The organism is Acinetobacter tianfuensis, from assembly GCF_003611465.1.
Lineage (GTDB): Bacteria > Pseudomonadota > Gammaproteobacteria > Pseudomonadales > Moraxellaceae > Acinetobacter > Acinetobacter tianfuensis.
In genome coordinates this window covers 58,365-66,244 of the sequence record NZ_RAXV01000020.1, presented here as the reverse complement: position 1 = coordinate 66,244, position 7,880 = coordinate 58,365, and the positions used below count along the sequence as shown (strand labels likewise).

6 protein-coding genes and 1 pseudogene are annotated in these 7,880 nt (G+C 45.2%); 3 read left to right on the top strand and 4 right to left on the bottom strand.

Going from position 1 to position 7,880, the window contains the following annotated elements; genetic code table 11:
• The 4 genes and pseudogenes from D7V32_RS10210 to D7V32_RS10195 all read right to left on the bottom strand — a co-directional run.
• Nucleotides 1-200: pseudogene (locus D7V32_RS10210) on the bottom strand (site-specific integrase); the annotation flags it as partial.
• Nucleotides 201-351: 151 nt separating this feature from the next.
• The gene (gene ssb, locus D7V32_RS10205; protein ID WP_120402778.1) at nt 352-954 is read right to left on the bottom strand and encodes a single-stranded DNA-binding protein; all 603 of its coding nucleotides are present in this window, start codon (nt 952-954) and stop codon (nt 352-354) included.
• Between the two features lie 50 nt (nt 955-1,004).
• The gene (locus D7V32_RS10200; protein WP_120402777.1) at nt 1,005-2,369 is read right to left on the bottom strand and encodes an MFS transporter; all 1,365 of its coding nucleotides are present in this window, start codon (nt 2,367-2,369) and stop codon (nt 1,005-1,007) included.
• A gap of 165 nt (nt 2,370-2,534) precedes the next feature.
• Nucleotides 2,535-3,620, bottom strand: coding sequence for a DUF475 domain-containing protein (locus D7V32_RS10195; protein WP_120402776.1), 1,086 nt, complete (start codon nt 3,618-3,620; stop codon nt 2,535-2,537).
• 295 nt (nt 3,621-3,915) lie between these two features.
• Here D7V32_RS10195 and tenA point away from each other — a divergent pair, with 295 nt between their 5' ends.
• The 3 genes from tenA (at nt 3,916) to uvrA (ending at nt 7,847) form a co-directional block, all read left to right on the top strand.
• On the top strand, nt 3,916-4,590 hold the full coding sequence (gene tenA, locus D7V32_RS10190) for a thiaminase II (protein WP_120402775.1): 675 nt from the start codon (nt 3,916-3,918) through the stop codon (nt 4,588-4,590).
• 121 nt (nt 4,591-4,711) lie between these two features.
• Nucleotides 4,712-4,873, top strand: coding sequence for a hypothetical protein (locus tag D7V32_RS17300; protein WP_171407636.1), 162 nt, complete (start codon nt 4,712-4,714; stop codon nt 4,871-4,873).
• Between the two features lie 145 nt (nt 4,874-5,018).
• Nucleotides 5,019-7,847 carry an excinuclease ABC subunit UvrA gene (uvrA, locus tag D7V32_RS10185; protein WP_120402774.1) on the top strand — a complete coding sequence of 943 codons (2,829 nt, stop codon included), beginning with the start codon at nt 5,019-5,021 and terminating at the stop codon, nt 7,845-7,847.
• The last annotated feature ends 33 nt before the right edge of the window (nt 7,848-7,880 follow it).

Here is a 7,880-nt window from a genome sequence, read left to right as displayed (position 1 = left end):
TCAATTTCTAACTTATCCAAAAATAGATAAAGTAATTTAATATCTTCAAGTACTGCAACAATTGTATTGATCGTATACCCAGGATTTCTTAAATGAATTATTGAGTAAAGATTTGGATAAGTTAATGGCAAACCTTCACTATCCACCAAGATAGCAGCTCTCTCTTTACCACTTATATTAAATCTTTTAACTGTAGCCATAAATTTAACAATATTTCTAAGTATTAAATATATTAAATCATAATAAAAAAAAGTTTACAGAATTATTACTAATATCTGCAAACTTTCTTGTAACTCACTATATCTAAATAATAATTTTATTAATTTAACAAAACTATATCTTTAGAGTGTGTCAGAACGGAAGATCATCATCTAAATCTGCTGGAGCTGCCGCAGGCGCCGCTGCTGACGCTTTAGGCGCAAAACCGCTTGGGTTGTTGTTGGCATAGCCATTGCCCTGGCTGTTGCCGCCGCCATAACCGCCTTGGTTATTATTGCCGTAGCCGCCTTGACCGCCATTATTGTTGCCATAACCGCCTTGCTGGTTATTATAGCCGCCTTGGTTATTGTTAAAACGAGGCTGTTCAAAACCGCCGCCTTGACCTTGTTCACCTTGCTGGCGGTTGCTGTCCAGCATTTGCATTTGTTCGCCGCGGATTTCAGTCGTGTAGCGCTCTTGACCATTTTGGTCTGTCCACTGACGCGTACGCAATGAACCTTCGATATATACTTTTGAACCTTTACGCAGATACTGCTGCGCAATTTCGCCTAAGCGGTTATGCAATACAATGCGGTGCCACTCAGTTTGCTCTTTACGTTCACCTGTATTTTTATCAGTCCATGAGTCGCTGGTTGCGATTGAGAACTGAGTCAGAGAGCCGCCATTTGGGAAAGTTTTTGTTTCTGGGTCTTTACCCAAAGTACCAACTAAAATGACCTTATTTACACCACGCATGAACGTATTCTTCCTATTTGTTTCTATTATTTACTTTATAAGAGTTATGCTTAAATGGCTACATCTTTCCCCAACAAGAGCGTTAAATGTTGTCGCGCAGCATCATCAATTTGCTGTTTATCCACTTTCACATAAGCCACTTGCTGGTCAGACATGACCACGACCTCTTCAATACCACGAATCGCTAAAAGCTGAGAAGCCCATTCATCCGTTTGTTTGCCTTCAGGCAGGCGAAACACCATAGATGATAAATAGCGCGGCTGTGCCAAGCCAAAGCTGACCAGCAGCCAAATTACCGAAATCGCGGCCAAAATACCCCAGCCAATGGAAGTATTTTGCATTTGCAGCAGCTGGCCGCCAATCATACCGCCAAAGAATGCGCCTAAAAATTGACTGCTGGCATTTACCCCCATGGCTGTCGCTTTAGACTGAATCGGCGCAGCTTTAGACAGCCATGACGGAAGCAATGCCTCCATCACGTTAAAGGCAATAAAGAACAGACCTAGGCCAAGCAGCAGAATATATTTCGACTCAAAACCGAAAGTCAGCACCAGCAGACCAGCAATAATACCGCCAATCGCTGTCAGAAAAATGCCGCGCATTTTGCGGTATTTTTCCGCCAAAATAATACTTGGAAATGCAAAAAACAAACTGATAACCAACAATGGCAAATACACAAGGCCATGGCTCGACAGCGGAATGCCTGCAAAGTGAATCAGCTGTGAAGGCACATAAATGAACATGGCCGTCAGCAGCAGGTGCAAAGCAAAAACCGAAACATGCAAGCGGTTTAGATCGCCCATTTTCAGCACTTCTTTTAACTGCGTGAAATAGCCTTGCTGAAAATTGCGGTGATGGCGCGTCACTTTAGGCACCAGCAGCAGCATGGAAATTGCAGCTAAGCCCATCACCGTTGTCACCCAAAATAAGCCTGAAATACCCACTAAACTGGTGAGCCAAGGCCCTAAACTGAATGCTGCAACAAAGGATAAACCAATACTCATGCCCATAACGGCCATGGCTTTGGTGCGCTGTTCTTCACGGGTGACATCCGCCAAAAGCGCCATGACAACAGCAGATACAGCGCCGCCGCCTGCAATTGCACGGCCAATAATCACGCCATAAATGGTTTCAGACATGGCTGCTACAGCACCGCCCAAAGCAAACAGCAGCAGGCCAATCACCACCAGCGGCTTACGGCTGTAGCGGTCTGCAATCAAGCTGAATGGAATTTGTAAAATCGCTTGCGTCAGGCCATAGACACCCACAGCCAAACCAATGAGTGCAGGCGTAGCATACTGATATGACTGCCCTGCGACTGAAAAGACAGGAATAATCATAAACAGACCCAGCATCCGCAGTGCAAAAATACTGCTTAAAGCAAAGGTTGAACGACGTTCTAAAGCATTCATCATATATCTATGGCGGCCGCAGCAATTAATCTTGGCTGATTATAGGACATTCAGCTTCAATTCCCTCATCAATTTTATGTGAAATAAAGATCAGTCCAAGCTAAAAAACAAAAAAGCGCAGCCAAAGCCGCGCTTTTTTACTTCTCCAGCGGAGAAACTGAAAACAATTTAGCTATGTGCAGCTTGGCGCTTTTTATATTGAATAGATGCAATCACTGCCCATACAATAAATGCCACACCTATTAAGCCTGTCACCACTTCCGGCACATGTACGCCTGTACCGCTGGCGAGCATGATGAATGCCAATGCGCCAATCGCATAATGCGCGCCATGCTCTAGATAGATATAAGCATCCAAGGTGCCCTTCTCGACCAGGTAAATGGTCATTGAACGGACAAACATTGCGCCAATCGCTAGACCCAGCATAATGATGACAACATCTGAAGTGATGGCAAAAGCGCCAATGACACCGTCAAAACTGAACGATGCATCCAATACTTCTAAATAAAGGAAACCGCCAAAACCTGCTTTGATCACACCTGTAGACGCGCCGCTTGAGTCGTGTCCTACCGCATTGCCGTTTTCATCTACTTCAGGCTCACCGCCCAATAAATGGCTGAGCACCTGTACCCCGATATAAACCACAATCCCCCAAATACCAGCCATGACAACAGCTAAGCGCGTATCTTCAGCAATATTGGCAGCCATGATCAGCAAGGCAATTAAAGAAATAAATACTGACATCGCAGGCACGTTGGCAAGATTGGCTAAACGGCGTTCCAGCCAACGGAACCAGTGCGTGTCTTTGCCGTCATCTAAGAAGAAGTTCAGGAACACCAATAATAAGAAAGCACCGCCAAAAGCCGCAATTTCTGCATGATGCGCCATGAGTTTTGCAGAGTATTGAATCGGATCATTCAATGCCAGCTGCACCACTTCCATAGCGCCCATATCTGCTGTAACTGCGACGATCACGATTGGGAAAACCAGACGCATACCGAATACCGCAATCACGATACCCACGGTTAAGAAAATCATTTTCCAAAAATGATCCCAGCCGCGAAGTACTGATGCATTCACAACAGCATTGTCAAAAGACAAAGAGACTTCCATAACAGCTAAGATTGCAGTAATGGTCAGTGCAGTCAGCATGGCTTGCACGCCAGCATTTGGGCCATGGTTTAAGCCCCAGTACGCTGAAATTGCCAGACACACGACTGTAAAGACGATTGAGAAACCAAAATGTTTCCACATAGTTCATCGACCTAAATAAAATTTAAAACGGAAAAAAATTAGACATAACAAATATTTAAAATGGCGTATTCAATTGAGAAAACTGGTATTTCTGTTATGTCTAACTTTTTTAATTAGAGGTTTTAATCGAAAAATTAAAACTCAAAAATGAATGGGCATATTATGAACTTATTTGCCTGCAAACACCAAAGCCATAAAAGATTATTTTTGAAACAGATGTCTATAAAGACTGTTTTAGGCTACCCTGACGTGTCAAACACAGACTTTTTCAAATTGATTCGAACAGGATATTTTGATGCGCTTTTCAGAAGCCGTTTGGCAACGCAATTTAGACTTATACCGCAGCACTTTAGCGCTTCCATTTAATCAAGAACTCGCCGCAGGCACTTTAGATTCGGCTGCGTTCAAACACTATATCATTCAAGATGCTCATTATTTGGTTGCCTATGGCCGCGCGTTAGCAGTATGCGCAGCCAAAGCTGCTTCTGCAGAAGAAATTATCCAATTTTCAGAAGCTGCCAGCCTCGCTATTGTGTTTGAACGTGAAATGCATAATGACTTCCTCAGCAAATTTAATGTTTCTGCAGATGACTTTGCCAATACGCCGCTCAGTTTGGCCTGCCATCATTACACCTCTTTTTTAACCGCAACAGCATGGTCAGAAAGCTATCCTGTGGTGCTGGCAGCCCTGCTGCCATGTTTCTGGATTTATGCAGAAATCGGTAAAGATATTGTAGAAAAATCTGCAGCGGACAACCCTTATCAAGCATGGATAGACACTTATGCAGGAGAAGAGTTTCATAGCGCTGTCCGTGATGTGATTGCAACCATAGACAAAGCGGCAGCTCAGGCAGATGCCGTGACTTTAGAGAAAATGCATCAGGCTTATACCCGCGGCACGCAGCTGGAATGGCTATTTTGGGACAGCGCTTACAAGCAGGAAAAATGGCCCGGTTTAGACCCGAAATAAGCGCGAAAAGACACCAAGTGCTGTGCTTTTTTATTCTCAGCACTTGGCCTTGTCTCCCTGACGGCGCCAATCAAAGCTTGCCTCAATAAAACTGAACCCATGCAGATTTTGCATCAGTGATTTGCTGGATATTCCATTTTTTGCTGCTGAATACGAGTTTTTCCTGCAGGACTTAGAAAATCAAATCAACCTGTATGCAAGACAGTTCCAGCATGTGCCGCGTCAAACCGCCTTTGAAAATGCAGAATCTATTTTTGAACGCAGCCATGCCATCGCTTGCTGAAACAGCGGCAATAGAAGCGCGATTAATCACCTGATCTTCAGCGCCGTATACAAATTGGCTGGAAACACAAAAACAGTGCCCCTTGAACATTTTTCATGCGCTATCATATAAACATGTATTCAAATGAAAATTCTAGGATCATTTCATGAGTCAAAGCCACATCCGTATTCGAGGCGCACGCACCCATAACTTAAAAAATGTGAACCTTGATATTCCACGTGACAAATTCGTGGTCATTACGGGACTTTCAGGCTCAGGTAAATCCTCATTGGCGTTTGATACCCTCTATGCCGAAGGCCAGCGCCGTTATGTAGAATCACTGTCTGCCTATGCGCGTCAGTTTTTATCACAAATGGAAAAGCCTGAAGTCGATTCGATTGAAGGTTTAAGCCCTGCCATTGCCATCGAGCAGAAATCCACCAGCCACAACCCGCGTTCAACTGTGGGAACAATCACTGAAATTTACGATTATTTGCGCCTTTTATATGCGCGTGTGGGTACACCATTTTGCCCTGAACATGACTTGCCGATGGTGGCGCAAACTGTGTCAGAAATGGTCGATGCCGTAAAAGGCTTAGAAGAAGGCACCGCTCTAATGCTGCTTGCGCCTGTGGTGCGTGAGCGTAAAGGAGAATATTCAAATCTGTTTGAACAGCTGATTGGACAAGGCTTTGTCCGCGCCCGTGTCGATGGTGAGATCATTGACCTCGACCCAATTCCTGAACTCGACAAAAAGAAAAAACATACCATTGAAGTGGTCGTTGACCGCTTTAAAGTCCGTGATGACTTAGGCAACCGTATTGCGGAAAGTTTTGAAACCGCGCTGCGTTTAGGCGGCGACATCGCCATTTTGTCGTGGATGAAAGACGAACAGCCTGACCGTGTATTTTCAGCCAAGCACTCTTGTCCTGAATGCGACAGAGCTGTTGCTGAGTTAGAACCGCGCCTATTTTCATTCAACAACCCATTTGGCGCCTGCCCAACGTGTGACGGTTTAGGCACACGCAGCCATTTCAGCGCAGACAAACTGATTCCAAATAATGAAGTGTCGATCAGCCAAGGCGCAATCCGCGGCTGGGACAGACAGCGCCCTTACTATTACAGCATGATTGAAAAGGTGGCGGCGCATTTCGGTTTTTCATTGGAAATGCCTTGGAATGAACTCGATGCCGACACCCAAAAGAAATTCCTCTACGGCACAGGCAAAGAAAAAGTTGACCTGAGCTATATCGATGAACGCGGCCGCAAACATAACCGTGTCCAGCCCTTTGAAGGCATTTTGCCGCATCTTGAACGCCGCTACCGTGAAACGGAAAGCAACTATGTCCGTGAAGATTTAGCGCAGTACTTATCCAATGCAGCCTGTGATGCTTGCGGCGGTTCGCGTCTGAATGAAATTTCCCGCCATGTACGCGTGAAAGACAAAACCATCGCGCAAATTACCAAAATGTCGATTGGCGATGCCGAGCAGTATTATCAAGGCCTAGAACTTGAAGGTGCAAAAGGCGAAATTGCCGATAAAATCTTTAAAGAAATCCGAGAGCGTTTGCATTTCCTTGTATCGGTTGGCCTGAACTATTTAAGTTTATCTCGCTCTGCGGAAACGCTATCAGGCGGTGAAGCGCAGCGTATCCGTTTGGCTTCACAAATTGGTGCGGGCTTGATGGGCGTGATGTACGTGCTGGATGAACCATCCATTGGTTTGCATCAGCGTGATAATGACCGCTTGCTGGAAACGTTGGTGCGCCTGCGTGACTTGGGCAACACGGTTTTAGTGGTTGAACATGATGAAGATGCGATTCGTGCTGCCGATCATATTATTGATATTGGCCCGGGTGCAGGGATTCATGGCGGTCATGTGATTGCCGAAGGCACATATGATGAAATTTTGAAAAATGAAAACTCGCTGACAGGCAATTACCTTTCAGGAAAACTGAAAATTGAAGTGCCTAAAACACGTGTGCAGCCGCCAAAACCTGAAGAACAAATCAAGCTGATGGGCGCAGCGGGTCATAACCTGAAAAATGTTGATCTCACTATTCCACTCGGCATTATGACTTGCGTGACAGGGGTTTCTGGTTCAGGTAAATCAACCTTGATTAACCGCACCCTTTTACCGCTTGCGGCAACGCAGTTAAATGGCGCAACGACCTTAACTGCTGAAAAATTCGATTCGATTGATGGCTTACAATTCCTTGATAAAGTCGTGGATATTGACCAAAGCCCAATTGGACGTACCCCGCGTTCAAACCCTGCAACTTATACAGGGTTATTTACGCCAATTCGTGAATTGTTTGCACAAACGCAAGAAGCCAAAGCGCGCGGTTATGCAGCAGGCCGTTTCTCATTTAACGTGAAAGGCGGCCGCTGTGAAGCCTGCGAAGGCGACGGCATGATTAAAGTCGCGATGCATTTCTTGCCTGATATGTACGTGCCATGCGACTCATGCCACGGCAAACGCTATAACCGTGAAACCTTGGAAGTGGGTTATAAAGGCAAAAACATTTCAGATGTGCTGGAAATGACCGTTGAAGATGCGATACATTTCTTTGATGCGATTCCTGTTATTCACCGCCGTTTAGAAACACTCAATCAAGTGGGTTTGGGTTATATCCGTTTGGGTCAGTCAGCAACGACTCTTTCAGGCGGTGAAGCGCAGCGTGTGAAACTGGCGCGTGAATTGGCGAAGCGTGATACAGGTAAAACCTTGTATGTCTTGGATGAGCCAACGACTGGTCTGCACTTCCATGACATTGCCAAGCTTTTAGATATTCTTCATGAGCTGCGTAATAAGGGCAATACCATAGTGGTGATTGAGCATAATTTGGATGTGATTAAAACTGCAGACTGGATTGTAGACTTAGGTCCTGAAGGCGGCGCAGGCGGCGGTATGATTATTGCGGAAGGTACACCTGAAGAAGTAGCTAAAAATAAAGTTTCGCATACAGCGAAGTTCTTAAAGCCGATGTTATAATCCCCCCAACCCTCCTTTTTCAAAGGAGGGAGT

Coding starts and splice junctions, on each gene's coding strand:
- uvrA (WP_120402774.1), top strand. CDS start 5,019: ATGAGTCAAAGCCACATCCGTATTCGAGGCGCACGCACCCATAACTTA.
- D7V32_RS10200 (WP_120402777.1), bottom strand. CDS start 2,369: ATGATGAATGCTTTAGAACGTCGTTCAACCTTTGCTTTAAGCAGTATT.
- D7V32_RS10195 (WP_120402776.1), bottom strand. CDS start 3,620: ATGTGGAAACATTTTGGTTTCTCAATCGTCTTTACAGTCGTGTGTCTG.
- ssb (WP_120402778.1), bottom strand. CDS start 954: ATGCGTGGTGTAAATAAGGTCATTTTAGTTGGTACTTTGGGTAAAGAC.
- tenA (WP_120402775.1), top strand. CDS start 3,916: ATGCGCTTTTCAGAAGCCGTTTGGCAACGCAATTTAGACTTATACCGC.